The following is a 25,210-nucleotide window of genomic DNA, read 5'->3' as shown; positions in this document are numbered from 1 at the left end:
GGGGTCTGACATCAGGGTTTGTCAGGCTTTCGAGTTCCGGCGGCTGACCTCGGCTGCGTAGGCGGCCCAGTCTCCGGCGGCGGCTCGCTGCCATGTGACGGCGACGGTGATGTCGATGCCGAGGGTGCGGGCGAGGACCGCGGCGGGTAGTTCTGTGGCAAGTTGGATCAGTGCGGTCGAGCGTGTTTCCGCGAGCCGGATGCCGAGTTTGCGCAGGCGTTCGCCCTTGGCCCAGGCGCTGATCGGTCGGCCGGGCTGGCCGCCGGGGAAGAGCCAGGGTGACTCTGTCCGGCCGAGGACGGCGTGGCTGCGGCGAATCGCGACCTGGTGGAGGGCCAGTTCGGCGACGGGTGCGGGTAGCTCGACCGGGACGGCGCCGAGGCGGATGCGGACGGTTCCGCCGGTCTCCTCTATGTGGTCGACGGTGAGGCGGGAGATCGCGGCGGGCCACTGGGCATAGAGGAGCAACAGCAGTCCGGCGAGGCGGTCTTCGGGCCTGAGGGTGTCGTCGTGCAGCAGGCGGCGGGCGGTTTCCCAGCGGGCCTCGTCGTCCATGGCCTGGGACGGACCGTTCCATCTGACGGCTGGGAAGCTGAGGTCACGGGCGATCTTCTGGGAAAGGGCCCAGCGCACGAAGTGGCCTGCCTCCCGGCGGTGGCGGACGTCGTCGCTGGTCATCCAGCGTTCAAGGTCGGCCTGACGGCAGGTGGCAAGGGTCAGGTTCTGTTCCTCGAGCCAGTCCAGGAGATGGACGGCCGCCCGCAGATGGTGCCGTGCGCCCGTGAGCTGGTAGTGCGTGATCTCCTTGCCGCGGCTGCGTCGGCGAGGCCGGCGAAGGAGGTGCCACGTTGCGTACCGGTGCAGGATTTTCCGCCCCTCGGCCGTTGCGTGGGAGGCGACGAGGTCCTTCACGTGCCGTTCGAGACGGGACGACCCGGTGGCAGCGAGGACAGGCGGGCCGGACGATCCCGGCGACCCCGGCCTCGTGCAGCAAGTCGATGAACCGCAGGATGGCGCGATGCGGCGCCAGGTGTCCCTCCCCGGTCAGCAGGCGAGGGTTCTCCTCCAGAGCCCGGACCGCTCTCTGGCGGTAGTGAGCGCGGTGGGGTGCCGACCGGTAAAGGGCCTCGGCGACCGCATCACGGTCGGCGCCCGGGGCGATCGCGGTGATCAGTTCGTGGACGACCGTGACTGGATCACGGTCGTCGTTATCGGGACACATCGAACAGCGCGGCAGGACCTTGCGGTCCCGGAAGCTGACGTGTCGGACGTTTCCGCAGGTGGTGCACTCGGCGGTCTCCTGCCCGCAGACCGAGCAGTACCAGTCCGGGCCCTTGCGCTGGAGGGTTCGCAGTTCCTTGCCGCACTCCGCGCAGACCGGTGCCGCGATCGCCGAGGCGCCGGCCTTGCGGAGTTCAATGAGGCGGCCAGAATCCGCTGCCGGACATCCTCGTTGGGGATCCAGGGAGCTTGCTCGATATGTCGTACGAGACCCTGGCGGGGTCTGCGGCCGCCACGGCCTGCCTGCCCTCGGCGGACCGGGTTCTGCTCGCGCAGGCCGTCCTCCACCAAGTACTCGTAGAAGGACCGGACAGCGACCAGGCACTGTTGGATGGTTGCGTTCGCCAAACCCGTCTCGGTACGAGGCGGAGCCTTCGACGGCGGACGCGATGACCGGTCCAGCATGTCCCTGATCCAGGCGGCGACGGTCTCCGCGCGGGCCAGCAGCGGGTCCGTGCCTTCCGCTGCACAGAACCGCAGGTGGTCCTCGACCGCCCGTCCGTACGCGTCGATCGTGTTGGGTGCTCGACCGATGTTGGCTGTGGACTGCAGCCACCGGCGAGCCAGTTGATGCTCTGCGACAGTGGGGAACTTGCCCCACGGGATCGGGGCCATGACTGCAAGGTAAGGGCCTGTGGCCGCGACAGCGCGTGGCTGACAGGATCTGGCTCGTCGAGCGCGAGGAGGCACGAAGATGAACCATCGGGACCGCGTGGTAGCCCGATCCGTAGCTCGCTACTGGGCACAGCGGCTGTTCGGAATAGTCGCCATCGGTGCCTTGACACTGTTGGGCCTGGTGGCGCTGACGAACGGACCAGAGTCGTTCATCTTCTTCCTCAAGCGAGGCAGCCTGTCGCCACTCATCGCGATCTTCGTTGTAGCGACGTCGGCATGGCTGCTGCTCCTGATGGCTGGAGCGCGCGCCAATCGACACGAAACGGCCTGAGGTCTGAGCTGCCCGTGGACGGCAAGATGATCTCTTCCGATTCCACTGGACTGGACGCACTGGTCACCGCGCTGACGGCAAGGTAGCCGTCCCAACGATCGTGAGTTCATACATAACTCCAAGCACCTGACAAGGGCACGGTCGCTCGTTGGAGTGATGCATTCCGCGGCCGGGTCAGAGGGCTCCGTAAGGTGTTCCACCCTCGCGATGCAGGGGCGAGGGCGGCGGGGAGGTACTCGTGGGCGAGCCTGCGGAGGCGGTTCCCGCCCGGGAGTGGGGTGGGTCCTTCGAATGTGCCTCGCCGGCCCGGAATCTGCTCAATCAGGGCTGCTCACGTCAGGATCTTCCGCAGTACGTCCCACTGCAACGGGCCGAATCGGTAGTACGACCCGACGTTGAACCACTCGCCGTCGGGCGACCACTTGACGATCGAGATGCTGAAGCGATCGCCTTCGTACGTGTACGGAGTGCCGGTTACGAACCGCACGATCTCCGGCTCCACCCGGGGCTGGACGACCGCCAGATCGAGGCTGCGGGCGAAGCTGATCCGCTCGATCCGTCCGGAGTCCCAGCCCAGCGTGACGTAGGCCCGGAACGTCTTCCGTGCGGACTCCACCAGTTCTTCGTCGGGTTCCGGCAGCCCGAGGTCGCGAAGGATCGACGAGACGGTCGCCGCCTCTAGGCCGGCCGGAAACGTGAAGTATGCGTTTACGGTCCGGTTCGTGTAGTCGATCGCGATCATCGCTACGTCGTCCAGGCCGTGCTGGGCGAAGAAGTCGGCGTTCTCACCCAGCGCACGGGGCATGGAGGAGATGGCGGCGAGCTGGGACACTCCCTGCACGTCGCGGGGGAAGTGCACATAGATCTTGTGGAAGCCGCCCAGAACCGCGAAGTCGATGAGGAACTCGTCGACGGAGCAGTGCTTGCGGAGGTCCGAGAGCAGGGCGCCCACGGGATGGTCGGTCGGCGGCACGAGCCCGTGCGCCAGAGCGTGGGCGTAGGGATCGTCGATCGCTCGGGGCACCTGGATGGTGAGATCGAGATCTCCCGCGTGTCCTTCGCCGGCCGAGGCGCTGAAGATGATCCCGCCCTCGAACGGCTCGAATGCTTCCAGGATCGGCCGGACCGTGTCCGGCGAGCAGCGCAGGTCGAGCAGGCCGGCGGCTTCCTCGATGGCCGAGTACACCGTTTCCACATCGACTTCCCCATTGACCGGTCCGGACATTCCGTTCTCCCAAGCGTCGTTGTTCCCGCCCTCGGCGAGAAGGTGAATGCTTCGTCGGCGTACGAAAATCAGCGTGTGAAAATCCCGGCGACCGCTTTCTCGCGGCCGCCGGGATTTCTGGCGGGAACCGTCCTGCTCGAAGTTGCCGTCGCGCGTCAGACAGCGGCGCCCTTTTGGGTCAGCAGATCGGCGGCCTTGGCGGCGGTCCCGGCGGTGGCCAGTTCGTCTCCGGCCACCTGGACGCCGTACCGCTTCGTCAGGATGACGCTCAACTCGATCAGGACCAGGGAGTCCAGGTCGAGACTGTGGAACTGCGTGTCGGCAGTCGTTTCGGCGGGGACGTCGAAGTGCGTCCTGAGAAGGTCGAGCACTGCTTCGGACTCAAGGGAGATGCGGCTCGTCATGGCGTTTCCTTTCGGGATACGACGGCTGTCAGGTGAGGGTGATCTCCGGCCAGGTGAGCGCGGCGGAACCCCACGTCAGACCGGCCCCGAACGAGGTCAGCAGCAGCCGGTCACGGGGCTGGAACCGGCCCTGGGCGGCAGCATCGGCCAGGGCCAGCGGGATGGAGGCGGCCGAGGTGTTGCCCACCTGCTCGATATGGGTGACCACGCGCGATCTGTCCACGCCCAGCTGCCGGGCCAGCGCATCCAGGATGCGCAGATTCGCCTGGTGGCCCACCACATGGTCGACCTGATCGACCCTCCAGCCCGCCCGGGCGAGCGCGACCGCCGAGGACTGTGCCATCCGGCGGACCGCGTGTACGAAGACCTCCTTGCCGTTCATACGGATGTACTGGTCGTCCGGGTGCGGCGCACGGTCGGTGGAGCGGTGCCGGGAACCGTTCCCCGGAAGGGCGACCAGTTCCTTGAAGGTGCCGTCCGAGCCCAGGTCCACGCTCTGGACCGCACCGGCCTCGTCGCTGGTTCCGCGGCGCAGCACCGCGGCACCGGCACCGTCGCCGAAGATCACCGCCGTACTGCGGTCGGCGGGGTTGAGGAAGGGGCGGAACGTCTCCGCACCGATGACGAGAACACGCTCGGCGTACCCGGCCACCAGGGCGGCGGACGCGGTGGCGAGCGCGTACACGAACCCTGAGCAGCCGGCCGCCACGTCCAGGGCGGCGACCGGGCCGAGGCCCAGGCGGGCGGCCACGTCCGGTGCGGTGGCGGGGATCTGCTGGTCGGGAGTGGCAGTGGCCACGACCACCATGCCGATGTCGTCGGGTGCACCGGCCCCGGCCGACTTCAGTGCCCGGTGGCCCGCCTCGACGGCGAGGTCGCTGGTGGCCACGCCGGGATCGGCCCAGTGCCGCTTCCGGATACCGGTGCGCTGGACGATCCATGCGTCGCTGGTGTCCATCCGGCGGGAGAGTTCCTCGTTGGTCACGGTGCGCGGCGGCACATAGCCACCCAGTCCGGCGAGGACGGCTGCGGGCGCGCTCACCGCCTCTCATCTCCCCGGCTGCCGTTCCGCACGGGCGAGTTGAGAAGATGCGCGACACCGACCCGGGTCCGTACGCCGTGCAGGGCTCCGACCACCTCGGCCGACCGCCATGTTCCGGACGGGGCGGGCAGCAACCGGGCCTGCTCCAGACGGGCCGTCACCCTGCCGTCGGACCGGGCTGGTGCGGTGCCGCCGGCCGTGATGCGGGCCCGCCGCATCCAGAGGTTGTTGCTGTGGACACGCTCGACGCCGTCGAGCGTGTAGAGCAGGACTTGACCGAGCTGCATGGCGGTGACCAAGGCATCGATCATGGTGGCCGGGGCGTCGTCCTGGGCGGCCTCCACCCCGCCCGGGACCAGCGCGACCCGGGCGGTCGCCCGCAGGTCGTCCTCGTTGTCGCCCGTCACGTTCACGCCGGTGAGCAACTGTTGCCGCGCACCATGCCGCACGCCGTAGGGCGCGTCGTTCCAGGGGCCGGGCAGTTCCTCCGCCAGGTAGTAGGTCCGGCGGGTGCCGATCGGGTGAGAGCCCGCGGCGTGCCTGGCGTGCACGCGAGCCGACAGCGATCCGACACGGCAGTCCAGGGTGGTCGACCACTCCTCGCCGCGCGTCTCGGCGGCGACCAGCCGACCGCTCACCGGCAGCTCCGCCAAGCCCTCCTCGTCCGGGCCGGAGCCGGCCTTCATGTCGACCGACCGCACCTCGAACCGGGTATCGGGGGCGAGGCCGAACGTGTGGGCCGCGTACAGACCGGTGAGCCGGGCGGCGAGGAGCATCACATCGATGGAGCTGAGATGAGGTTTCTGGTTCTGGTCGCCTTTGCGGGACCACAGGCCCGGAATGGCGACATGGGCCGTGGCCTCGATACCCGAAGCGTCGTCGGCTCCCGGCGATATCGTGAGATCGGTCAGCGAGTGTTCGACCCGTTTGAATCCCTCGCCGAGGAATCTGCTCTCTCGCGGGCCGAGGAAATCGTCGATGGACGCGAGTTCCAGGGATGGCACAGGTACTCCTGTTCCCGCCGATGAACCGCCTCCGAGTTCAGTGGGAGGAGCGCTCGGCGCGCTCGCCGCTGAATGTGGTGAAGGCTTCGGCGATGGCGTAGCTGTCTTCGTACATGTGGTATCGGGTGATCTGTCCGTCCACTACGGAGAAGTGCAGCGCGTAGGCGTTGGCGAACGTCTTTCCGGTGGCCAGGACGCCGAAGACGGACTCGGCCGTGACCACCGCGTGCTGTCCGTCGACCATGAGGGCGTGCAGCGTGAAACTCTGCGGCGCGGTCAGCACTTTGGGGAAGATCTCGAAGAATTCGGCGACCTCCCGCCGGGTGGACCGGGTGCCGGTCCAGGGCACGTGCTCACTTCCGGCCACCCGGAAGTCCACCCGGTCGGCGAACAGCTCGAGCAGGCCGGGCAGATCGCCGGAGGCGTACCTCTCGAAGAACGCGTCCACGACCGCCCTGGTGGCGGGCTGCTGCGCTGTCGTCATGTCGACTCACTCCGTCTGTCGGGTACTTGGCGGGAAGGGCGCTACTCGGCGGACAGGGCGGCGCGCCCCGCGAGGTGGATCGCCGTCAACTGGGCGACGCGCTCGCCGAGGTGCTCGGCGGTGGCGATGTCGGCCTTGTGCACGGCGTCGGCGGGGAGGTCGCCCGGGGTGGTGGCGGCTACGCCGTTGAAGTAGCCGAGCCGGTTCAGGTCGCTCTCGCTCTCGTGGCTGAGGTGCCAGCCGGGGAGCAGGCCGAGGCTGACCCAGATCATCCCGTGCTGGGCGCCGAGGGTCGCGAAGTAGCCGAGGGTGGAGTCCTTGTCGCCCGCCTTGCAGGCGCCGATGGTGAACCCCGACCCGAGCTTGTCCTTCCATGCCTGCCGTGCCCAGCGCTTGTTGGTCGACTCCGCGAAGGTGTGGAACTTTCCCGACGCCGATCCCATGTAGGTGGGCGCCCCGAAGACGATCGCGTCGGCGTTGTCGAGGGTCTCCCACTTGGCGTCATCCATGGCGTCGACGGTCACCATGGTCACTCCGGCGCCCGCGGCCTCGGCACCGACTCGGACGGACTGCGCCAGTACATCGGTATGGCCCCTGCCGGAGTGGTAGGCGACGGCGATGGTCGGCGGCTTTTCCATCGGGTGTTCTCCTTTGGTCGTGAGGGCAGTTCACGCGCGTGCCGGAACCCGCTCGTGCTCCATTCGGAAGTCCTGCCGGCCGTATTCGTGTCGGGCCTGCTCGATGGCCTCTGCGGTGCTCATGACGGGCGTCCAGTCGAAGATCCGGGCAATGGCCTCGATGCGTTCCGCCATGGAGCCGCTGACCACGTGGCAGGGAATTTCCAGCTCGTCCAGCGTGGCGAGCAGCATCTTGTCGACGGTCGCGCGGAAGTCGTTGTTCATCGGCCGGTGGCCGTCCGCGGCGATCGGCAGTTCGTGGCGCAGGTGGACGTAGGCGTCGTAGGTGGCCTTGACGTGCTGCTTGAAGGCGTGCCCGTACTGCTCGACGACCTTGCCGAAGAAGGCCATCTCCTCCGGCGTCACCGTGGCCGGGCCGCCCTCGTTCCCGGCGTTGGCGTTGGGGTTCATGCCGTACCGGAGCCGGGCCGCGCCGTAGAGCCATTCCTGGAGGGAGGACCCGTCGGAGATGAAGTGGTCCCCGAGCAGGGCTTCCTGTACGGCGCGGCCGGTGTGGCGGCGCATGGTGAGCTGGAGGAACTGCGCCGGCGTCACGTCCGCGAGCTTCACGCCCGGCAGAGCCTCCGGCATGATCTCCCTGATCGTCCGGGCGAGCGAGCGGGGTACACCGGTGTAGTACGACAGTGCCATCACCGTCGATGTCTTGCCTGAGGAGTAGGTTCCGGACACGGATATCTTCATGGGCATCTCCAATTCCCGGCAGCGCGTTGCAGTCGCATGGCACTGCCGCATACGGCGAGAGGTCGGGAAAGGGGATATGGCAAAGCTGGATGAGGCAATTCCGCCGGAAAGCCGGGCGGCGAGAAATGGGGAATCAGGCCCGCATCGCATGGTCACGGCCATGGCCGGAGTCGGCGAGCGCTCAGAAGATCACAATCCGCTGCCATGGGACTGTTTTCGGGCAGGGGAGGCGTCCAAAAAGAGTGACACGGACGGCAACTCCGCACCAAGAGTGGCCAGAAGTGATATGAGTCACACCAACTGCCGCTGTACCCACCGGAGTTCACACACCGGACAGCGGCGCAACCGCACCGCAGGGGCCGGCCCCGTGACAGCGGCCGGCTTCGAGGAACCGGTCGAGTTCGCCCATCAGTGCGCGAAGTCGGGGTATCCGAGGTGAACCGGGACCACCCGGCCTTTCCCTGAAGGGAGGCGCTGATGCCGCTCACATTCCGTAAGAGTTTCCGGATCCTGCCGGGAGTGCGACTGAACATCAACCGGCGCTCATGGTCCATCACGACCGGTGGCAGGCACGGCCCCCGGCACACACGCAGCAGCACAGGACGTCGTACGACATCAGTGGATTTGCCCGGACCTTTCGGGTGGCGTCGTACCCGTGCCACCCGACGGCGTTGACGAGCCGTCACCCGAATGGCCCCCTCAACAGGCGCCATCTCATATCTGAGATAACCTCAACCTCATGGCAGACGACTACCTCGTACGCATCGGCAAGCTCATCCGTGACGCCCGGCAACACCGGGGCTGGACGCAGTCACAACTCGCCGAGGCGCTCGGCACCAGTCAGAGTGCGGTGAACCGCATCGAACGGGGCAACCAGAACATCAGCCTTGAGATGATTGCCCGCATCGGTGAGGCGCTGGACAGCGAAATCGTCTCTCTGGGTTACGCGGGTCCGATGCATCTGCGGGTCGTCGGCGGTCGCCGGCTGTCCGGCTCCATCGACGTGAAGACCAGCAAGAACGCGTGTGTGGCACTGCTGTGCGCCTCGCTGCTCAACAGCGGGCGCACGGTGCTGCGTCGGGTGGCGCGCATCGAGGAGGTGTACCGCCTGCTGGAGGTGCTGGGCTCGATCGGGGTCCGCACGCGCTGGATCAACGACGGGGTCGACCTGGAGATCGTGCCGCCGGCCGAGCTGGAGCTTGAGGCGATCGACGCCGAGGCGGCCCGCCGCACCCGCTCGATCATCATGTTCCTCGGTCCGCTGCTGCACCGTATGGACCGCTTCAAGCTGCCGTACGCGGGCGGTTGCGACCTGGGCACCCGGACCATCGAGCCGCACATGATCGCCCTGCGGCGCTTCGGGCTCGACATCGCCGCCACCGAGGGGCTGTACCACGCCCAGGTGGACCGGTCCGTCTCCCCCGTGCGGCCGATCGTGCTGACCGAACGCGGGGACACGGTCACCGAAAACGCGCTGCTGGCCGCCGCGCGGCATGACGGCGTCACCGTCATCCGGAACGCGTCGTCCAACTACATGGTCCAGGACCTCTGTTTCTTCCTGGAGGCGCTCGGCGTCAAGGTCGAGGGCGTCGGCACCACCACGCTCACCGTGCACGGCATGCCGACCATCGACGTCGACGTCGACTACTCCCCCTCCGAGGACCCGGTCGAGGCGATGAGCCTGCTGGCCGCCGCCGTGGTGACGGAGTCGGAACTGACGGTGCGTCGGGTGCCGATCGAGTTCCTGGAGATCGAACTCGCGGTGCTGGAGGAGATGGGCCTCGACCACGACCGGTCGGCGGAGTACGTCGCCGACAACGGCCGTACCCGGCTGGTGGACCTCACCGTCCGGCCCTCCAAGCTGGAGGCGCCGATCGACAAGATCCACCCGATGCCGTTCCCGGGCCTGAACATCGACAACGTCCCGTTCTTCGCGGCCATCGCCGCCGTCGCGCAGGGCAAGACCCTCATCCACGACTGGGTCTACGACAACCGGGCCATCTATCTGACGGACCTCAACCGCCTCGGCGGCAGGCTGCAGTTGCTCGACCCGCACCGCGTCCTGGTCGAGGGCCCCACCCGCTGGCGCGCCGCCGAGATGATGTGCCCGCCGGCCCTGCGCCCCGCCGTCGTCGTCCTGCTGGCGATGATGGCGGCGGAGGGCACGTCCGTGCTGCGCAACGTGTACGTCATCAACCGGGGCTACGAGGATCTGGCCGAGCGGCTCAACTCCGTGGGGGCGCAGATCGAGATCTTCCGGGACATCTGAACGGACGCCGGCGTCGGATCAGAGCAGCTTGTCCTTCGCCTTGTAGTAGGCGCCGCCGAACGGCAGGAACCAGGGGGTGCCGTTGTAGAAGGGGACGGGGACCTTCGGAAAGCCGAGGCCGCGCAGGGGGTTGGCCTCGGGCTTGCCGTCCATCATCTCGGCCACCGCGCGGCCCATGTACGTGGCCATCTGGACGCCGTGGCCGCAGTAACCCATGGAGTAGTACAGGCCGTTGACGTCACCCGCGTGCGGGATGCGGTCCCAGGAGAAGCCGACCGTGCCGCCCCACACGTAGTCGATGCGCACCCCCGCCAGCTGCGGGAAGATCTCGGTCATCTCCCGCTTGAGGATGTCACCGCTCTTGACGTCGGAGGCCGGGTTGGAGGGGGCGAAGCGGGCCCGGCCGCCGAAGGCGAGGCGGTTGTCCGGGGTGAGGCGGACGTAGTGGCCGACGTTCTTGTGGGCGACCAGCAGACGGCCGTTCGGGATGAGTTCCTTGGCGCGCGCCTCCCCCAGCGGCTCGGTGACGATGATGAAGCTGCCGACGTTGATCAGCCGCTTGCGGAACCACGGCATCGACTTGTCGGTGTAGGCGTCCGTCGCCGCCATGACCTGCTTGGCCCGGATGGCGCCGTTCATGGTCTCCACCACGAAGCCGCCACCGGGGAGGCGGGTGAGGCCGGTGGCGGCGTTGCGCTCGTGGATCTCGGCGCCGGCACGCTCGGCGGCGTCCGCCAGGCCGCCGACGAACTTACCCACGTGCAGACCCGCGCTGAGCGGGTCGAGCAGGGCGCCGTGGTAGTAGTCCGTGCCGAGCTCGGCCCGCAGTTCGCTCTTGCTCAGGACGATCGTCTCGTGGCCGAAGTTGTCGGCCAGGTCGCGCTGCTTGGCCCGCAGGCCCTCGAAGTGCCCGGGCTTGCAGACCGCGCCCAGACGCCCGGAGCGGTGGAAGTCGCAGTCGATCCGCTCCTTGAGCGTGAGCTCCTCGACGACGTCGACCGCCTCGCGGAAGGCGTTGTACAACTCGCGGGCGCGCTCCTGGCCGTAGCGCTTGCGGGCCTCGGCGGGGGCGATGGTGATGCCCTGGGTGCACATGCTGCCGTTGCGCCCGGAGGCGCCCGAGCCGACCTTGTCCTTCTCGACGAGGACGGCCCTGGCCCCCTTGCGGGCGGCGTGGTAGGCGGTGGACAGCCCGGTGAGACCGCCGCCGATCACCACCACGTCCGCCTCGTCGGGCAGGTCCTTGCCGGAACGGTCGGGCAGGGCGGAAGCTGTGTCCAGCCAGTAGGGGATCTGCTTCATGGCGTGCGTCCTCACATTCGTACGAAGGTTCAGCAGCCGAGGAGCTTCGGCAGACCGGACAGATCGCGCAGTTCGTCGTACGGCTGGTAGTCGGCGCTGCCGAGGCGGCCGTAGCGGTTGATCCACACCCGGCGCTTCAGGCCTAGGTCGCGGGTCGGGATGTGGTCGTACTCCCAGCCCTGGGCGGTGTGGATGACCTGCGACGGCTCGACGCCCATGGTCTTGAAGGCGTACTCGAAGGTCTGGCGGTCCGGCTTGTAGGCGCCGGCCTGCTGGGCGGTGATGACGTAGTCGAACTCGACGCCGATGTTCTCCACGTTACGCGCGATCAGGTTGTCGTCGGTGTTGGAGATGATGGCGATCTCATACTTCGTCTTCAGCCGGCGCAGCGCGTCCGGGACCTCCGGCCAGGGACCGAAGGTGGGGACGGCCTCGACGAGTGCGTCACCGTCGGACTCGCGGTACTCCAGGCCGTGCAGACGCATGGCGTTGCGCAGGCTGGAGTGCAGGATCTCGTGGTACGGACGGTAGGCCTCCAGGACGGCCTGGAAGCGCATGACGCGGAAGTCGTCGAGGAACTCGTCGACATCCAGGTTGTCCAGATCCAGCCGGTCCTCGAGGACCTTCAAGGTCGTGGGGGCGAGTTCGAAGTTGATCAGGGTCGCATAGGCGTCGAAGGTGACGATCTCTCGCATGGTGTTCGCCTCAGTCTCGCGGTTTCCGGATTTCCAGGGGGTGGGATGGGGTGGGGGCTTCAGACGACGCGTTCGCCGGGGGTGACGATCGCGTCGAGTGCGGCCAGGTCGGCCGGGTCGGGGATCCAGTCGGCCGCCGCCGCGTTGGCGGTGACCTGGTCGGGGGTCATGGCGCCGCAGATGACGGAGCCGACGGCGGGGAGGGCGGCCAGTGCGCCGACGGCGACCTGGAGGAGGGTCAGGCCGCGTTCGGCGCCGTATGCCGTCAGCGCCTCGACCTTGTCCAGGGCCGCGTCGGTGAGCCAGCCCTGCCGCCAGGACAGGCGGCTGCCGGGCGGGGGCTGTTCGCCGCGCCGGTACTTGCCGCTGAGCAGGCCGTTGGCCAGCGGGTAGTACGGCAGCAGGCCGACGCCGTGGCGCAGGCAGGCCGGGATCAGGTCCTGCTCCACGCCGCGGTCGAGCAGGTGGTAGCGGGCCTGGGTGGAGACGAAGGCGTCGGTGACGTCCTCGGCGGGGAGGTTGGAGCAGCCGAGGTGGCCGATCTTGCCCTCGCCGACCAGTTCCTGGAGCGCGGCGACGGTCTCCTCCAGCGGGGTGACGCCGTCCGGCTCGTGGTACTGGTACAGGTCGATCCGGTCGGTGCCGAGCCGGCTCAGTGACGCCTCCACTGCGTGCCGCAGGTAGGCACGTGCCCCGCGCGGCCCGTACAGGTCCGCGTCCCGGCCCATCTCCATGCCGAACTTGGTGGCCAGCACGACCTCGTCGCGGCGCCCCTTGAGGGCGGCGCCGAGGAGCCGTTCGCCGTCACCGCGCCCGGTGCCGCTCTCCCCGCGCCCGCCGTACATGTCGGCGGTGTCGAACAGGGTGATCCCGGCGTCGAGGGCGGCATGGACGACAGCCTTGGTGCCGTCCTCGTCGAGGCGGGAGCCGAAGTTGTTGCCGCCGACGCCCACCACGGAGACGGCCGGGCCGCGTTCACCGAGCGGGCGGTATCTCATGACCGGCCTCCTCTCATGGCGTTCACGACCGGTTGCCGAAGCCGATGCAGACGTTCTTGGTCTGCGTGTAGCTGTCGAGCGCCGCGAGGCCCTTCTCGCGGCCCCAGCCGCTGTGCTTGTAGCCGCCGAAGGGGAGTTCGACGCCGGTGCCGACGCCGGTGGCGTTGACGTAGACCTGGCCGGCCCGGATGCCCTCGGCGAGCCGCATCGCCTTGTCGATGTCGCGGGTCCAGACGTACGAAGCCAGGCCGTACGGGCTGTCGTTGGCGATGTCCAGGGCCTCGTCGGCGTCGTCGAACTCGATGACGGTGATGACGGGGCCGAAGATCTCCTCGCGGGCGCACCGGGCGTCGTTGGTCAGGCCGGTGAGGACGGTCGGCTCGACGTAGTAGCCGTCGGCCAGGGCCGGGTCGGACGGCGCACCGCCGCCGGCCCGGGCCACGGCGCCCTCCTCGCGGGCCAGGTCCAGATAGCCGAGCACTCGGTCGCGCTGCCGGGCGGCCACCAGCGGGCCGATGTCCGGGTCGGTGAGCCCCGGGCCGACGCGCAGGTCGGCGGCGTACGCGACCAGCTTGTCGAGGAACTCCTCCGCGCCGCGCTGGAGCAGCAGGCGGGTGCCGGCCGAGCAGGTCTGGCCGGCGTTGCCGAAGGCCGAGGCCGCGACGGCGGTCAGCGCGAGGTCGAAGTCGGCGTCGGCGAAGACGACGACCGGGGACTTGCCGCCCAACTCGGTGACGGACGGCACCACGTTGGCCGCGGCGGCCTGGGCGACCTTGATGCCGGTCGGCACCGAGCCGGTGAAGGTGACCTGGTTGATGTCCAGGTGTCCGGCGAGGGCCGCGCCGGTCTCGCCGTCGCCGGGGACGACGTTGAGGACACCTGGCGGAAGACCGCACTCCAGGGCGATCCTGCCGATCTCCAGCGGGGTGAGCGGCGCTTCGGGCGATGGCTTGAGCACCACCGTGCAGCCCGCGGCCAGTGCCGGGGCGGACCCGCGAGCGGTGTTCTGGAGTGGGTAGTTGAACGGGATGATCTGGCCGGAGACGCCGATCGGCTCGCGGACGGTGTAGTCGATCAGACCGGGCCCGAGAGGGATCGTCGTGCCGCCGAGCTTGTCGGCGACGCCCGCGTAGAACTCGAAGTAGCGGGCCGCCGCCTCGACATCGGCCTTGGCCTGGCGGAGCGGTTTGCCGACGTCCTGGCTCTCCAGACGGGCCAGCCGTTCGCCCTGGTAGCGGATGGCCTCGGCGATCCGGTACAGGACGCGGCCCCGGTCGGCGGCCCGCATTCGGGCCCACTCGGGGGACGTGAAGGCCGCGCGGGCCGCCGCCACCGCCTGGTCCACGTCCGCCTTGCCCGCCAGCGCCACCTGGGCGATGGCGGTCCCGTCCGACGGGTCGAGGACGGTGAAGGTGCGTCCGTCGGCGGCGGGCACCTGCTTGCCGTCGATCAGCAGCTCGGTCAGCCGCAGTTCGCCGGTCATGGCCGGATCTCCCCTTGGACCTCACCGAAGATGACGACCTCGTCACCCGGACGGACGGTACGGATGCGGCGCACCCAGAGCACGATGCCCTCCTGCGGGGCGAGGACCTCTTCCAGCATGTTGCCGTAGTGGTCGGTGATGGTGGCGATCAGGTCGCCTTCCTTGCAGGTCTCCCCCGGCTCGGCGCGAGCGACGAAGAAGCCGCCGGCGGCAGAGCGGGCGAAGGTGCCGGAGACGGTGGTGTAGGTGTCGCGCAGCTCCACCTCACCGTCGATCAGGCCGAGTTGGCGCAGAACGTTGCGGATCGAGTTCATGTGCGTCTCGACGTTGGCCTCGCGGTAGGTGCCGCCGCCGACCTCGATGGTGATGGCGGGCTTGCCGGCCGCGAGGGCGGGGTGGCGGACCGTGCCGCCCCACTTGCCGCCCTTCCAGACCAGCTCGTGCCCGGCGGCGAGGGCGAGGTCCGTCGCCAGCTCCTCGTAGCCGCCCTGGAGGATGACGAGCGGGGCGATCTCGCCGTAGGCGCCGCCTGTGTGCAGGTCGACCACGGCGTCGACGGCGGGGACGACCTGCTCGACGAAGGTGGCGGCCAGGCGCTGGGAGTACGAGCCCTCCGCGTCGCCCGGGAAGATGCGGTTGAGGTTGAGGTGGTCGAGGCCGCTGGTGCGGGCGGCCGCCTCGAAGGCCGGGGTGTTCAGGCAGGGGATGCCGACGACGGTGCCGCGCAGGGTGGCCGGGTCGAGCTCGGCGAGGACCCGGCGGACGGCTTCCTGGCCGTCGTACTCGTCGCCGTGCACGCCCGCGTCCACGCACAGGACCGGGCCGTCCTGGACGCCGTTGACGACGATCAGCGGGATGCCGAGCTCCACGCCGTAGCTGCTGGTGCCGACCGGGATGAGGCCCTGGGCGCGCTCGCCGGGGGCGACGGTCAGTGGACCGATGGAGTACATGTGGTTCCTTTCCACAGCGGGTGTCACAGGCGGGCGGACGCCTCGGCGAGGGTCTGCGCGAGGATGTCGGCCATTGCGTCGAGCAGGGCGCGGTCGCTGATCAGCGGGGGCGCGATCTGGACCAGCGGCGCGGACCGGTTGTAGACGCGGGCGAGGAGGCCGGCCTCGCGCATCCGGCGTGGGATCAGGTCGGCGATCAGGTCGGCTCGGGCGGTGTCGCCGAAGCCGCCGCCGTCGAGGTCACCGGCGAGTTCGCAGGAGTAGAAGAACCCGGTGCCCCGGACGTCGCCGACGATCGGCAGGTCCATGAGCGTGTTCATGCGCGCCGCGAGATGGTCCTGGAGGCCGCGGACGTTGTCCAGGATCCGGTCCCGCTCCATGATCTCGAGGTTGCGCAGGGCGATGGCCGCGCTGAGCGGGTGCCCGGCGAAGGTGTAGCCGTGGTTGAGGACGGCGCCCGGCTGATTGATGACCTCAACTACGCGACCGCTGACCAGGGTTGCCCCCATCGGGGCATATCCGGCCGTGATGCCCTTGGCGACGGTGACGAGGTCCGGGCGGGCGCCGTAGCGGTCACCGCCGAACCACTCCCCCAGCCGGCCGAAGGCGGTGATCACTTCGTCGGCGACGAGCAGGAAGCCGTACCGGTCGGCCAGTGCGCGAAGTCCCTGCCAGTAACCGGTCGGTGGGGTGATGCAGCCGCCCCGGTTCTGCACCGGCTCGGCGATCAGCATCGCGATCGTCTCCGGGCCCTCGGCGAGGATCGCGGCCTCCAGCTCGGCGAGCAGCCGGGCCGTGTACAGGTCGTCGTCCGTCAACTCCGGGGCGAAGCCGAAGCGGTTGGTGTTCGACACGAACCGGGTGTCGATCGCGGGCGGGCCGTACGGCTCCGTCAGCCCGGGGTCGTCGGTGAGGGACAGGGTGCCGATGGTCAGCCCGTGGTAGGCGCCGCGGCGGGCGATCGCCTTCACCCGGCCCGGCTCCCCGCGCAGGGCGTGGTAGCGGCGGGCGATCTTCCAGGCGGTCTCGACGGCTTCGGCGCCGCCGCTGGAGAAGAAGGTGTGCTCGATGTCGACGGGGGCGATCCGGGAGAGCCGTTCGGCGAGTTCGATCGCCGTCGGGTGCGCGGAGGAGGTCCACAGCGGGCTGTAGCACAGTTCGCGCAGCTGCCGTTCGGCGGCCTCGGCGAACTCGGGGCCGTAGGAGTAGCCGAGTTGGCAGCAGTACAGCCCTGACAGGCCGTCGATGTAGCGCCTGCCGTCGGCGTCGTCGACGTAGGGGCCCTCGCCCCGCCGGACGACGAGGAGGTTCTCGCCCTCGGGGCCGAGCGAGCCGTTGGGGGTCATGTTGAGCAGGAGGTGTCTGGCCGCGGTGGCGGACAGCTCACCGGCCGGGGCGCGGGTGCTGGTGGTCATTCGGGGTCACTCCCGGTGGACAGGCCCACGGCGGGCTCCGTCGGCAGCAGACCGCCCTGCTTGCCGGAGCCGCCGAGCCGGCGTACGGCGGCGACCAGGGCGAGGGCCAGGACGGCGACCGCGATGAGCACCGCGCTGATGGCCGTCACCGACGGGTCTACGTCGAACTGGAGGACGTTGAAGACCTGGACGGGCAGGGTCACGGTGTCCACCGAGGACAGGAACATGGAGATGAAGAACTCGTCGAAGCTGGTGATGAAGGAGAAGATCGCGGCGGCGATCATGCCGGGCATGGCCAGCGGGAGCGTGATGCGCCGGGCGACCGTGAGGCGGCTCGCGCCCATGCTGGCCGCCGCGTCCTCCAGCCGTTCGTCGATGCCCTTCAGCGTGGCCATGAGGATCATCACGGCGATCGGTGCGGCGAGCACGGTGTGGCCGAGGGCGATGGCGATCGGGCTGCCGAGCATCGCGGCCGGCTCGAAGAGCAGGAACAGGCCGAGGGCGATGACGACTTGGGGGATCACCAGCGGGGCGAGGACAAGACCGTAGACCGCCGAGCGCAGCGGCAGGTCGCTGCGGACCAGCGCGGTCGCCGCCGTGATGCCCAGGACGAGCGAGAACACGGTGGTCAGAGAGGCGACCAGGGCGCTCAGGGAGAGTGCGGCCGGCCACTTGCTGCCGTCGGCGAACAGTGACTTGTACCAGCCGAGCGTCCAGGAGTCCGGCGGGAAGGAGCCGAACGCGTCGCTGCCGAAGGAGGTGACGACGATGAGGACGATCGGCAAGGCGAGGAACAGCAGGATCAGCGTGGAGGCGACGGTCAGGCAGATCCGCCCGGTCAGGGTCGAGCGCAGCGCGATCATGAGATACCTCGACTCTTCGCGGCCTCGGTCACGACCTTGATGAGCCGCAGCAGGAGCAGACCGGCGAAGGTGAGGAGCAGCAGGATGATGCCGAGCGCGGCGGCGCCGTTCCACTGGCTCTGCTTCATGACCTGCTCGCTGATGAGCGAGGCGACCATGGTCTGCTTCGGGCCGCCCATGAGGGCGGGGGTCAGGTAGTAGCCGAGGCAGAGGATGAAGCACAGGATTCCCGCGTTGACCAGGCCGGGGGCGACCATGGGCAGGTAGACCCGGCGGAAGATCGTCAGCCGTCCGGCGCCCATGCTGGCCGCGGCGGCGGGCAGCCTGCGGTCGATGCCCTTCATGACCGCGTACAGCAGCAGCACGGTGTACGGCAGCATCACCGAGGTGGTGCCGATGACCACGCCCAGCTCGTTGTAGAGCATCTGGAACGGGGCGCCGGGGACGTCCAGGTCCGTCAGGGCGTTGTTGATGACGCCGTGTTCACCGAGCAGGATGATCCAGCCGTAGGTGCGCACCAGCGCGCTGATGAAGTGCGGCACGATGACGATGACCATCACCAGGCCCGCCCACAGCGGCTTGAGCCGGGAGACGGCGGCGGCCAGCAGGAACCCGATGACCAGGCTCAGCAGCGAGGTTTCGGCGGAGATCCGCAGCGTGGTGAGGAGGACTTCCAGGTTGGAGCCCTGGAGTGCGTCCGTGTACCAGTGCAGCGTCCAGCCGCCCTCCTCGCCCTTGAAGCTGAGGAGCAGGGTGCTGAAGATCGGGAAGACGAACAGCACCAGCAGGTAGATGACGACGGGGGCGGCGTTGAGCAGCCCGAAGCGGGTGCGGCGCTCGGACAGCGTGCGGCGCAGCCGTCCCTTGCGGGTGGTGGGGGTCGCCGGGCCCGGGGCCGGGGGCGCGGGGGCGAGGAGGGATCCGGCCATGCTCATCCGCCTCCTTCCACCGCGAAGACGCTGACGTCGTCGGGGTGGGCGGTCAGGCTGACCTGCTCGCCGAGGACCGGGGCGCTTGAGGCCGGGAGTTCCAGGCGTACGACACCGGTGTCGGCGTCGCCCGCCGGGCGGACCGTGACACGGACGAGGGTGCCGACGTAGGTGACCGTCTCCACGGTCCCGGTACAGAACCCTTCGCCGGGGGTACACAGTCCGAGCCGGCCGGGCTGGACCGCGGCCCGTACTCGCGCTCCCTCCGCTCCCGACTGCGGGCGGGCCTTGAGCAGGCCTCCGGTGTCGAGCTGTACGAGGGTCTGCTCGGAGGTCTGCTGCTTGACGGTGGCGGGGAGGAAGTTGGCCGCGCCGAGGAAGTCGGCGACGAACGGGGTGCCGGGGCGCTCGAAGAGTTCACGCGGGGTGTCGAACTGGTCGATCCGTCCGTCCCGCATCACCGCGATCCGGTCGGACAGGACCAGCGCCTCCTCCTGATCGTGCGTCACATAGATGACGGTCAGGCCGAGTTCCTGCTGGATGCGCTTGATCTCGGTCTGGAGCTGGTCGCGCAGCTTCTTGTCGAGGGCGCCCAGCGGCTCGTCCATGAGGATCACCGGGGGCCGGTAGACCAGGGCCCGGCACAGCGCGACACGCTGCTGCTGGCCGCCGGACAGCTCGCGCGGCCGGCGGCGGGCCATGGCGGAGAGTCCGGCCATCTCCAGGGTCTCGCCGACCCGGCGGCGCAGCTCCGCCTTGGGGACGTCGCGCAGTTGCAGCGGGAAGGCGACGTTCTCCCACACCGTCATGTGCGGGAAGAGCAGGTACTGCTGGAAGACGAAGCCGAGACCGCGCTTCTGCGGGGCCAGCCGGGTCACGTCACGGCCGCCGGCGACAATGGTGCCGGAGTCCGGTTCGCAGAACCCGGCGATCATCATCAGTGTGGTGGTCTTGCCGGAGCCGGAAGCCCCCAGGAAGGTGACGAACTCGCCGCCCGCGATCTCCATGGAGACGGTGTCGACAGCGGTCACGCCGCCGTACGTCTTGCGCAGATCGGTGACGGAGAGGGGCTTTCCGGTGCCGGTCCCCGACGGCGTGGACAGCGCCGGTGACGACTGGGGCTGGGACTTCACGTGCAGCTCAGGCATTGACCCACTCCTGCCAGCGCTTGGACACGGCGGCCTCGTTCTTGATCCACCACTCGACGTCGAGGTCGAACCCGGACTTCAGGTGCTCGGGCGAGCTGGCCAGGTTGCCGGCGGCGGCCGGGGAGAGCTTCTTGTAGGCGGCGGGCACGACCGGCGCCATCGGGTAGAGCTCGGCGTAGGCGGCCTGGATGTCGGGCCGCAGCGCGAAGTCGATCAGCTGGTAAGCGGCGTCGGGGTTGGCCGCGCCCTTGGGGACGCAGAAGCCGTTGCTCTGCCGGCGGGCGCCGTTCCACTGGTACGCCATCGGCGAGCCGCCCTTGATCAGGGCGTCGAGCCGGCCGTGCCAGACGCTGGTGGCGACGACCTCCTTGCGGCCCAGCAGCAGGCCGGGGAGGGCACCGGTGTCCCAGTACTTGCGGACGGATCCCTTGATGTTGTCGAGGGACTTGAAGGCGCGCTCCACGTCGAGGGGGTACAGCTTGTCCAGGGGCACGCCGTCGGCGAGGAGGGCGAACTCCAGCTCGGGCAGGTCGGCGTCACGGGCCTGGAGGGAGCGGCTGCCGGGGAACGCCTTGGTGTCCCAGAAGTCCGCCCAGCTCCCGAGCTTCTTCCCGTCGAAGGAGTCCGTGCGGTACGCCATGACGCTGGCCCAGTAGTTCTTACCGACACCGTGGGTCATCATCAGGGAGTCGGCGATGCCCGCGTTCTTGGCGTACTTGAGCCGGTCGTAGTCGAGCGCCTCGGTGGCGTCCTCGTCCTTGAAGCGCACCACGTCGGCCATGGAGGTGTCGATCAGGTCGAACTGCGGGCGGCCCTGCTGGATCTGGGCGAGCAGCTGGGCGTACGCGATGTTCACCACCTTGATCTGGATGCCGGTCTCCTTGGTGAACGCGTCGTAGACCGCCTTCTGGTTGGCGTCGCCGTAGGTGCCACCGCTGTTGCGGACGACGAGTGTCTTGGAGTTCTTGCCATCGCCGCCGCCGACGGAGCGGCTGGTGCCGGTGCCGCAGGCACTGAGGGCGGACGCGGTGGCGAGACCCGCCGTGACTCCGCCGACGCCGCGCAGGAAGAGCCGGCGGTCTATCCGGGCGCCACGCGGCGGAGCCGCATTTCGATTCGTCATCGGGTGCCTCCTGGGGTGGGACTGCTGGGGAAGGGGGACGGGGGGTTGGGGCGCTACGTGCGGGGGGTGAGGGCGCTACGTGCGGGGGCCCGCCTCGTCGGATCCGCGTCCCGCGCCAGGGGTACGGAGGGTGTCGGGGCGCGTGGCCGTGTCGGGGTCCCACGGGACGGCGAGGGCGGCGAGCTCGGCTCCGGGGGCGACGGTGAGGCCGTGCATGCCGTAGAAGATCCGCCCGGCGGCCGGGGCGTGGACCGTGTGCTCCGTGCCGTCGGCCGGGTCGACGATGCGGCCGAGTACGTCGCCCTCCGCGACTTCGCCGATGAGGTCGGCGTCGAAGGAGAACTCCGGGTACCACAGGCCGGTGGCCTCGGCGGTGACGCCGGCGGACCAGACCCATTCCCGGATCGGCGCCGGGGCGGAGCCGTCGTGGTCGAGGACGCCCAGGTGGCGCAGTGCCGTGAGGAGACCGTCGACGCGGCGGAGGGCCGTGGGCTCGTCCCGCTGTCCGAGTGAGCCCACCTCGACGAGGACCGCCGAGATGCCCCGGCGGGCGGCGGCCGCGTGGCTGTTGCCGCCGTCGGCCTTCAGCCCGAGGATGACGTCCTCTATACCGAAGGAGCGGGCCAGCTCGGCCGTCGCCTTGTCGAGGTCCGGGTCACCGGTGAGGCGGTAGCCGACGAAGTCCCGCAGGATCTGGTCGATGCCGCCGCAGTGCAGGTCGACGTAGACGTCGGCGCCATCGAGCAGGTGGGTGAAGAGCCAGGCGGCCAGCCGCTCGGTGGGGCCGCCGGCCGGGTCGCCGGGGAAGACGCGGTTGAGGTTCACGCCGTCGACCGGGGAGATGTTGAGTCGGCCCTGGTAGACGGCGGGAGGGTTGGCGACGGGGCAGATGATCACCTGCCCGTGCACCTCGCCGGGTTCCAGCCTGTCCGCCAGTCGTACGACGGCGTCGATGGGCGTGAACTCACCGCCGTGGACGCCGGCGGTGATGACGAGCCGGGGGCCGGGGCGGGTGCCGTTGACCAGGGTCAGCGGAATGTCGACGGTGAGGGTGCCGAGGTCGGCCCGGACCGTGCCGCGGGCTTTGGTGCCGGGCTGCGCGTGCAGGGAGCCGACGGCGAGCGTGGCGTCGTTCATGGTCATGCCTCCGTGCGGCTGACGGTGGAGAGGAAGTCGATGGGCTGGGGCGAGGCGCCGTCCAGTGCGAGGTCTGCGGCGATGTCGCCGAAGGCGGGCGAGAGCTTGAAGCCGTGGCCGGAGAAGCCGGCGAGCAGGATCACGTTCTCGGCGGCGGGCAGGGGGCCGACCAGGGGGCGGCTGCTCTCGGTGTAGCCCTCCATGTAGACGGAGAGCCGGGTCGGATCCGGGTGCAGGTCCGGCATGTAGCGGCCGATCAGCTCGCTGAAGATCTCCAGCTCCTCGGGCCGCACCGTCCGGTCCAGCTGGTTCGGGTCGCCGGCGGGGCGGTGCAGGGCGCGGGAGAGGCCGAGCTTGACGGAGATGCCGTCCGGGGAGGGGAGCCCGTAGCAGTGGGTGGGTGCCGTACGGATGAAGGCGGGGCGCTCCTCGCCGAACCAGGCGTCGTGGGTGGTGGGCACGTACCAGGCGCTGACGAGGCGGCGGACGTCCACCTCCCAGGGCAGGTCGGGCAGCAGGTCGTTGACCCAGGGGCCGGGGGTGACGACGGCGGTGTCGAAGCGCTCACTGCCGGTGTCGGTGCGGATCTCCACGCCGTTCGCGACGGGGACGATCTCGCGGACCGTGGTGTAGCGGTGGAGCACGGCGCCCAGCTGCTCGGCGCGGCGGGCGGCGGTCTGGATGGTCAGCTCGGGGCGGATGAAACCGGCGCGGCGGTCCAGCACGGCCGCGTCGCCGTTCTCGATGCGGAACTGGGGGAAACGTTTGGCCAGCAGCTCGGCGTCGAGCACCTCGTGGTCGAGGTCGTGTTCCGCGATGGACTGCAGGACGGTGGCCATCTGGTGGTGCTCGGTCGGCCCCATCAGCAGGCACCCGGTCAGTCGGCGCAGCTCACGGCCGGTCTCCTGCTGGAGCCGCTCCCACAGGGCGTCGGCATGCTTGAGCAGCGGGACGTAGCGGGAGTCCTCGAAGTGGGCGCTGCGGAAGATCCGGGTCTCACCGCCGGCGGCACCGCGGTCGTGGCCGGGGGCGAACCTGTCGTATCCGACGACCTCGGCGCCGCGGGCCGCCAGCCGCCAGGCGGCCTGGCTGCCCATCGTTCCGACGCCGACGACGGCGACGCGCTTCCTGGCAGCTGACACAGGACTTTCCTTTCGTAACGCCGGGGCGCATGCTGAGCGCTCGACGTGGGCTGATCGATTCGAGGCGGTTTGGACGGGGGCCGGGCCCTTCCTTCGGGCCTACGGCTCACAGCCGCCGTGTCTCGCGGTGCCGGCCCACCTCGTCGGGATCTTTCCGCTGGACCGTGCCACATTGTGGAACGCTGTGCTAGAATCTGGCACGAGAATGGCAGCGGCTCAGAGGGGAGTCAAGAGGGTGCCCAGCAGAGATTTCGAGGATTAACAGGGGGAAACCGGATGGAAATGAAGAGCGTCACGAGGTCGCTGCGCATCCTGGAAGCGGTCGCCCAGCACCAGCCGGTCACCGTCGGGGAGTTGACAAAGCTCTTCGGACTCCCGAAGTCGACGGTGCAGCGCACTTTGGTCACGCTGGCCGAGGCGGGCTGGCTGCGCGCGAACCGCAAGGACACCACCCGCTGGGAGATCGGCGCCCGCGTACTGGCCGTACGACCCGCCGCCCTCCAGGGCTCCAGCCTGTTCGCCGCCGCCCGCGAACCCATGATCCGCCTGCGCGACGCGGTGAACGAGACCATCCACCTGTCGGTTCCCGACGCACTCCAGTGCGTGGTCGTGGTGGACCGCGTCGACTGCGACCACCCCGTACGGACCTTCCACACCATCGGCGACACCTCGCCGCTGCACGCCACCGCCGTCGGGCGCAGCATCCTCGCCCACCTCCCGAAACAGGACGTCGAGGAACTCATCACGCAGGGACTGGACCGCTTCAGCGACACGACCCCCGCCGACCCCGACGAGCTGCGCGCCGAGCTGGACCGGATCCGCGCCGACGGCTACGCGATCAACCGGAACCAGTACCGGCCGGGCGTCTGCGCCCTCGCCGCACCCGTGCTCGACGAGAGCGGGACACCGCTGGCCGCCGTGGCCATCTCGATGCCCGATTCCCGGTACGACGAGGACCGGGCGCCCGAGTGGGGCAGCCTCGTCACCGACACGGCCGCCGAGATCTCCGGGCGCCTGCTGGGCGCCTGAAGGCCCGAGTGGGCTCCACACCGGCGAGGGCCGGCTCGCACGCATCGACGTGAGAGCCGGCCCTTGCTGCTGCGCGCAGCCACCAACCTTCCAGATCATGCCATATTGTGGAACGCCATGCTAGAATCCGGCACGATCGTGCCTTCGACTCCTCCGGAAGGGAGTCACAAGGTGAGCACCAAGAGGCCGCACAACTGACGGGGCACCGGATGGAAATGAAGAGCGTCACGAGGTCGCTGCGCATCCTGGAAGCGGTAGCCCAGCACCAGCCCGTGACCGTGGGCGAGCTGACGAAGCTCTTCGGCCTGCCGAAGTCCACCGTGCAGCGCACCCTGGTCACGCTCAACGAGGCGGGCTGGCTCCGGGCCAACCGCAAGGACACCACCCGCTGGGAGATCGGTGCCCGCGTGCTGGCCGTACGCCCCGCCGCCCTCCAGGGCTCCAGCCTCTTCGCCGCCGCCCGCGAACCCATGCTCCGGCTCCGGGACACGCTGAACGAGACCATCCATCTCTCCGTGCCCGACGCGCTGCACAGCATGGTCGTCGTCGACCGCATCGACTGCGACCACGCCGTACGGACCTTCCACGCCATCGGCGACACCTCGCCGCTGCACGCAACGGCGACCGGGCACACGGTCCTCGCCCATCTGCCGAAGTCCGAGGTCGACGAGTTCGCGACGGGCGCGTTCGAGGGGTACGGCGAGGAGACCATCACCGATCCGGTGGAACTGCGCGCGGAGCTGCGCCGCGTCAGGGACCGCGGATACGCCGTCAACCACAACCAGTACCTCCAGGGCGTCTGTGCCATCGCGGCACCCGTCCTGGACGGTGACGGCGTGCCGCTGGCCGCCGTGGCCGTCTCCATGCCCGACTCCCGTTTCGAGCCCGGCCGCCTCGCCGAGCTGGGGCGACTGGTGACCGAGACCGCGGCGGAGATCACCGCTCGCCACCTGCGCTGAGGA

General features: G+C 69.4%; 25 protein-coding genes. 5 read left to right on the top strand and 20 right to left on the bottom strand.

All coding sequences use genetic code 11. The features are described 5' to 3' along the window. Positions 1 to 21: 21 nt before the first annotated feature. Positions 22 to 912, bottom strand: a complete 891-nt coding sequence (locus tag QQY66_RS38630; protein WP_301985027.1) for a hypothetical protein — start codon at positions 910 to 912, stop codon at positions 22 to 24. Between the two features lie 1,063 nt (positions 913 to 1,975). Between QQY66_RS38630 and QQY66_RS38625 the strand changes: the two genes are divergently transcribed. Continuing rightward, positions 1,976 to 2,227 carry a hypothetical protein gene (locus QQY66_RS38625; protein ID WP_301985026.1) on the top strand — a complete coding sequence of 84 codons (252 nt, stop codon included), beginning with the start codon at positions 1,976 to 1,978 and terminating at the stop codon, positions 2,225 to 2,227. 331 nt (positions 2,228 to 2,558) lie between these two features. Here QQY66_RS38625 and QQY66_RS38620 read toward each other — a convergent pair whose 3' ends face one another. From QQY66_RS38620 to QQY66_RS38590, 7 genes are all read right to left on the bottom strand, one after another. After that, complete coding sequence (locus QQY66_RS38620; RefSeq protein ID WP_301985025.1) at positions 2,559 to 3,452, bottom strand: aromatic prenyltransferase; 894 nt, start codon at positions 3,450 to 3,452, stop codon at positions 2,559 to 2,561. Between the two features lie 155 nt (positions 3,453 to 3,607). After that, positions 3,608 to 3,856 carry an acyl carrier protein gene (locus tag QQY66_RS38615; RefSeq protein ID WP_301985024.1) on the bottom strand — a complete coding sequence of 83 codons (249 nt, stop codon included), beginning with the start codon at positions 3,854 to 3,856 and terminating at the stop codon, positions 3,608 to 3,610. Between the two features lie 28 nt (positions 3,857 to 3,884). Continuing rightward, positions 3,885 to 4,898: a beta-ketoacyl-ACP synthase III gene (locus QQY66_RS38610; RefSeq protein WP_301985023.1), complete on the bottom strand. Its 1,014-nt coding sequence runs from the start codon at positions 4,896 to 4,898 to the stop codon at positions 3,885 to 3,887. Then, positions 4,895 to 5,902: an AvrD family protein gene (locus tag QQY66_RS38605; RefSeq protein WP_301985022.1), complete on the bottom strand. Its 1,008-nt coding sequence runs from the start codon at positions 5,900 to 5,902 to the stop codon at positions 4,895 to 4,897. The genes QQY66_RS38610 and QQY66_RS38605 overlap by 4 nt, the downstream gene beginning before the upstream one ends. A gap of 37 nt (positions 5,903 to 5,939) precedes the next feature. After that, on the bottom strand, positions 5,940 to 6,386 hold the full coding sequence (locus QQY66_RS38600; protein ID WP_301985020.1) for a nuclear transport factor 2 family protein: 447 nt from the start codon (positions 6,384 to 6,386) through the stop codon (positions 5,940 to 5,942). Positions 6,387 to 6,427: 41 nt separating this feature from the next. After that, positions 6,428 to 7,024 carry a flavodoxin family protein gene (locus QQY66_RS38595; protein ID WP_301985019.1) on the bottom strand — a complete coding sequence of 199 codons (597 nt, stop codon included), beginning with the start codon at positions 7,022 to 7,024 and terminating at the stop codon, positions 6,428 to 6,430. Between the two features lie 30 nt (positions 7,025 to 7,054). Next, positions 7,055 to 7,765: an AAA family ATPase gene (locus QQY66_RS38590; protein ID WP_301985018.1), complete on the bottom strand. Its 711-nt coding sequence runs from the start codon at positions 7,763 to 7,765 to the stop codon at positions 7,055 to 7,057. 477 nt (positions 7,766 to 8,242) lie between these two features. Here QQY66_RS38590 and QQY66_RS38585 point away from each other — a divergent pair, with 477 nt between their 5' ends. Both QQY66_RS38585 and QQY66_RS38580 read left to right on the top strand, forming a co-directional pair. Further along, positions 8,243 to 8,440, top strand: coding sequence for a DUF4236 domain-containing protein (locus tag QQY66_RS38585; protein WP_301985017.1), 198 nt, complete (start codon positions 8,243 to 8,245; stop codon positions 8,438 to 8,440). A gap of 64 nt (positions 8,441 to 8,504) precedes the next feature. After that, on the top strand, positions 8,505 to 10,034 hold the full coding sequence (locus tag QQY66_RS38580; RefSeq protein WP_301985016.1) for a UDP-N-acetylglucosamine 1-carboxyvinyltransferase: 1,530 nt from the start codon (positions 8,505 to 8,507) through the stop codon (positions 10,032 to 10,034). An 18-nt stretch (positions 10,035 to 10,052) separates the two neighbouring features. Here QQY66_RS38580 and QQY66_RS38575 read toward each other — a convergent pair whose 3' ends face one another. From QQY66_RS38575 to solA, 12 genes are all read right to left on the bottom strand, one after another. Then, a complete protein-coding gene (locus tag QQY66_RS38575) occupies positions 10,053 to 11,336 on the bottom strand; it encodes an FAD-binding oxidoreductase (protein WP_301985015.1) in 1,284 nt (427 codons plus the stop codon). Positions 11,337 to 11,365: 29 nt separating this feature from the next. Then, positions 11,366 to 12,031 carry a haloacid dehalogenase type II gene (locus tag QQY66_RS38570; protein ID WP_301985013.1) on the bottom strand — a complete coding sequence of 222 codons (666 nt, stop codon included), beginning with the start codon at positions 12,029 to 12,031 and terminating at the stop codon, positions 11,366 to 11,368. 59 nt (positions 12,032 to 12,090) lie between these two features. Further along, positions 12,091 to 13,029: an aldo/keto reductase gene (locus QQY66_RS38565; RefSeq protein WP_301985012.1), complete on the bottom strand. Its 939-nt coding sequence runs from the start codon at positions 13,027 to 13,029 to the stop codon at positions 12,091 to 12,093. A gap of 22 nt (positions 13,030 to 13,051) precedes the next feature. Then, positions 13,052 to 14,512 (bottom strand): aldehyde dehydrogenase, encoded by a 1,461-nt coding sequence (locus QQY66_RS38560; protein WP_301985011.1) that lies wholly within the window; start codon positions 14,510 to 14,512, stop codon positions 13,052 to 13,054. After that, positions 14,509 to 15,462, bottom strand: a complete 954-nt coding sequence (locus QQY66_RS38555; RefSeq protein WP_301985010.1) for a succinylglutamate desuccinylase/aspartoacylase family protein — start codon at positions 15,460 to 15,462, stop codon at positions 14,509 to 14,511. The genes QQY66_RS38560 and QQY66_RS38555 overlap by 4 nt, the downstream gene beginning before the upstream one ends. Before the next feature lie 23 nt (positions 15,463 to 15,485). Further along, on the bottom strand, positions 15,486 to 16,877 hold the full coding sequence (locus tag QQY66_RS38550) for an aminotransferase class III-fold pyridoxal phosphate-dependent enzyme (RefSeq protein ID WP_301985009.1): 1,392 nt from the start codon (positions 16,875 to 16,877) through the stop codon (positions 15,486 to 15,488). Further along, positions 16,874 to 17,740, bottom strand: coding sequence for an ABC transporter permease (locus QQY66_RS38545; RefSeq protein WP_301985008.1), 867 nt, complete (start codon positions 17,738 to 17,740; stop codon positions 16,874 to 16,876). Before QQY66_RS38545 ends, QQY66_RS38550 begins: the two co-directional genes overlap by 4 nt. Then, positions 17,737 to 18,669 (bottom strand): ABC transporter permease, encoded by a 933-nt coding sequence (locus QQY66_RS38540; protein WP_301985007.1) that lies wholly within the window; start codon positions 18,667 to 18,669, stop codon positions 17,737 to 17,739. The genes QQY66_RS38545 and QQY66_RS38540 overlap by 4 nt, the downstream gene beginning before the upstream one ends. Before the next feature lie 2 nt (positions 18,670 to 18,671). Beyond that, positions 18,672 to 19,817 carry an ABC transporter ATP-binding protein gene (locus QQY66_RS38535; protein ID WP_301985006.1) on the bottom strand — a complete coding sequence of 382 codons (1,146 nt, stop codon included), beginning with the start codon at positions 19,815 to 19,817 and terminating at the stop codon, positions 18,672 to 18,674. Beyond that, positions 19,810 to 20,940 (bottom strand): ABC transporter substrate-binding protein, encoded by a 1,131-nt coding sequence (locus QQY66_RS38530; RefSeq protein ID WP_301985004.1) that lies wholly within the window; start codon positions 20,938 to 20,940, stop codon positions 19,810 to 19,812. The genes QQY66_RS38535 and QQY66_RS38530 overlap by 8 nt, the downstream gene beginning before the upstream one ends. A 75-nt stretch (positions 20,941 to 21,015) precedes the next feature. Next, positions 21,016 to 22,083: a succinylglutamate desuccinylase/aspartoacylase family protein gene (locus QQY66_RS38525; RefSeq protein ID WP_301985002.1), complete on the bottom strand. Its 1,068-nt coding sequence runs from the start codon at positions 22,081 to 22,083 to the stop codon at positions 21,016 to 21,018. Then, positions 22,080 to 23,219: an N-methyl-L-tryptophan oxidase gene (gene solA, locus QQY66_RS38520; protein ID WP_301985001.1), complete on the bottom strand. Its 1,140-nt coding sequence runs from the start codon at positions 23,217 to 23,219 to the stop codon at positions 22,080 to 22,082. Before solA ends, QQY66_RS38525 begins: the two co-directional genes overlap by 4 nt. Positions 23,220 to 23,501: 282 nt before the next feature. Here solA and QQY66_RS38515 point away from each other — a divergent pair, with 282 nt between their 5' ends. Further along, entirely contained in the window at positions 23,502 to 24,248 is a 747-nt protein-coding gene (locus QQY66_RS38515) for an IclR family transcriptional regulator (protein WP_301985000.1), read from the top strand. 215 nt (positions 24,249 to 24,463) lie between these two features. Then, positions 24,464 to 25,207 carry an IclR family transcriptional regulator gene (locus tag QQY66_RS38510; protein ID WP_301984999.1) on the top strand — a complete coding sequence of 248 codons (744 nt, stop codon included), beginning with the start codon at positions 24,464 to 24,466 and terminating at the stop codon, positions 25,205 to 25,207. Positions 25,208 to 25,210: the final 3 nt, after the last annotated feature.

Origin of the sequence: Streptomyces sp. DG2A-72, assembly GCF_030499575.1 — a bacterium.
Classification (GTDB): Bacteria; Actinomycetota; Actinomycetes; order Streptomycetales; family Streptomycetaceae; genus Streptomyces.
The sequence above is the reverse complement of the archived record's forward strand: the minus strand, read 5'-3'. Positions and strand labels throughout refer to the sequence as shown.